The organism is Paraburkholderia aspalathi (assembly GCF_900116445.1).
Classification (GTDB): Bacteria; Pseudomonadota; Gammaproteobacteria; order Burkholderiales; family Burkholderiaceae; genus Paraburkholderia; species Paraburkholderia aspalathi.
In genome coordinates this window covers 1-2451 of sequence record NZ_FPBH01000087.1, presented here as the reverse complement: position 1 = coordinate 2451, position 2451 = coordinate 1, and the positions used below count along the sequence as shown (strand labels likewise).

At 61.6% G+C, this 2451-nt stretch carries 2 protein-coding genes and 1 pseudogene; 1 reads left to right on the top strand and 2 read right to left on the bottom strand.

The window, feature by feature from the left end:
• Positions 1-239 (bottom strand): annotated as a pseudogene (locus BM438_RS46650) (porin); the annotation flags it as partial.
• 15 nt (positions 240-254) lie between these two features.
• A complete protein-coding gene (locus BM438_RS44460; RefSeq protein WP_093647925.1) occupies positions 255-1463 on the bottom strand; it encodes an aspartate transaminase in 1209 nt (402 codons plus the stop codon).
• A gap of 275 nt (positions 1464-1738) precedes the next feature.
• Between BM438_RS44460 and nac the strand changes: the two genes are divergently transcribed.
• A partial coding sequence (gene nac, locus BM438_RS44455) for a nitrogen assimilation transcriptional regulator NAC (protein ID WP_093647923.1) occupies positions 1739-2451 on the top strand: 713 nt, incomplete at its 3' end.

The following is a 2451-nucleotide window of genomic DNA, read 5'->3' as shown; positions in this document are numbered from 1 at the left end:
TTGTTCTGGTGGGTGTCATAGCGCACCGCTTCGTCGATGATGCCGTACAGGGTGACGCTCGACTGCGCGTGCGCGATCCCAGAAACTGCCAGTCCTAATCCAGTTAGTATGCCTAATGTATGCTTTTTCACGAGTAGATCCCCTTGCAGATTGACGAAAAATGGAAAACTCCAAACCGACTGCCACGTCCTCTCGGCGCGGCATGTCTTTTTTACAAAGCGACGACGCGACGTATTCACGTCGTCGCCGTACTCTCAGTTCAGTGCGGCGACCGCGGCGGCAATCTTCCGGCAGCCCTCATCGATAATGTCGATGCTTGTCGCGATCGACATCCGGAAGAAAGGCGAAACGCCATACGCCGATCCGGCAACCAGTGCGACGCCGGCGTGCTCAAGCAGATACAGAACGACATCCACGTCGCCCTCGATACGCTTGCCTTGCGGCGTGGTGCGGCCGATCATGCCGCCGCAATTGACATACAGATAGAAAGCGCCGCCCGGCGTTTTGCAACTGATGCCGGGAATCGCGTTGAGCGCTTCGAGTGCGTGGTCGCGGCGTTCCTTATAGGTCCGCACCGATTGCTGCACGAATGTCTGGTCGCCGTTCAGCGCCGCGAGCGCCGCGGCCTGGCTGATCGAACTGGCGTTGCTGGTGGATTGGGACTGGAGCGTGTCCATGGCCGCGATCAGGTCGGCGGGGCCGGCGGCGTAGCCGATGCGCCATCCGGTCATCGCGTAAGTCTTGGAAACGCCGTTGACGACCAGGGTGCGCGAGCTGAGTTCGGGTTCAATCGACAGGAGGTGCTCTGATGCCTCGCCTTCGAACCGGATGTGTTCGTAGATGTCGTCCATCATCACCAGCACCTGGGGGTGGCGCAACAGCACATCCGCCAACGCGCGCAGTTCTGCGGCGCTATACGTTGCGCCCGTGGGATTGGTCGGCGAATTGATGATCAGCCAGCGCGTGTTGGGCGTGATCGCCGCTTCGAGGGTGGCGGGCGTGAGCTTGAAACTGTCTGCTTCGGTGCAGGGCACGACGACCGGCACGCCGTCACAGGCGAGCACCATGTCCGGGTAGGACACCCAGTAGGGGGCGGGAATCAGGACTTCATTGCCGGCTTCAACGGTGATGGCGAGCGCGTTGAAGATCGCGTGTTTGGCGCCGCACGTCACGATGATGTGTTTGGGATCGTACGAAAGGCCGTTCTCGCGTTGCAGTTTCGCCGCGATGGCGGCGCGCAGCGCCGGTGTGCCCGCGGTTTGCGTATAGCGCGTTTCGCCGCGTTCCATCGCGTCGAAAGCGGCCTGGCGAATGTGCGCGGGCGTGTCGAAATCGGGTTCGCCAACCACGAGGTTGACGATGGTTTTCCCCTGCCGCCGCAGTTCCGCGGCCCGGTCCGCCGCGGCGCTGCTCGGCGAAGGTTTGATTCGTTGGACGCGGGCGGCAATTCGCGATGCACTCACACTTGACTCCTCAACGGCATTTGATGAGGCTTCACCTTAAGCGCGCGAAAAAGTTCAAGCCAAGACGTCTTTCCGCTGGCGCAATAACATCCACTTATGACGTGACGGTACGTGTGCGCGTCTGGCATTTACCCATCGGGGTCCATGCGGGAATACGCTGACAGGCCACGCTTTTAGCGTTGCACAAGCGGGAGTGAGGTTTTTTTAAGCACTGTGCGCGGGGCGGCGCTTGCCCTATCATTGTTGCCATCACTTAACGTTGAGACGCGACTACCGTGAACCTGCGGCGTTTGAAGTACTTCGTGAAGATCGTCGATATCGGCAGCCTGACGCAGGCCGCCGAAGTGCTTCATATCGCCCAGCCGGCGCTGAGCCAGCAGTTGATCACGCTCGAAGACGAGTTCCAGCAGCAGCTGCTCGTGCGCACCAAGCGGGGCGTCACGGCCACTGAGGCGGGCGCCACACTGTATCGCCACGCGCAGTTGATCCTGCGCCAGTACGAACAGGCTCAGGCCGACGTGAAGAGCGCCGGCCAGACGCTGTCAGGCCAGGTTTCGGTAGGGCTTGCGCCCGGCACCGGCGCGTCGGCGCTCTCGCTGCCGCTGTTGCGGACCGTGCGCGCCCGGCATCCGGACATCCTGCTCTACATCAACGAGAATTTCGGCACGACGCTCAGCGAGCTGATCATGAACGGGCGTATGGACATGGCCGTGCTGTATGGCGATAAGCCCGTCCACGGCCTGTCGTTCCAGCTTCTGATGAACGAGGAATTGTTCCTCGTGGCGCCGCGCAGCATGGGGATCACGCAGGAGCAGATCGCCGTGACGGCGTTGCGCGACGTGCCTTTGCTGCTGCCGCGTCCATACAACTATCTGCGCAAGTACGTCGACGAGGGTTTCGCGCGCGTGCAGATGATCCCCAAGGTCGTGGCCGAAATCGAATCCGCGTCGACGTTGTCGGCCGCCGTGAGCGCCGGGATCGGTGCGAC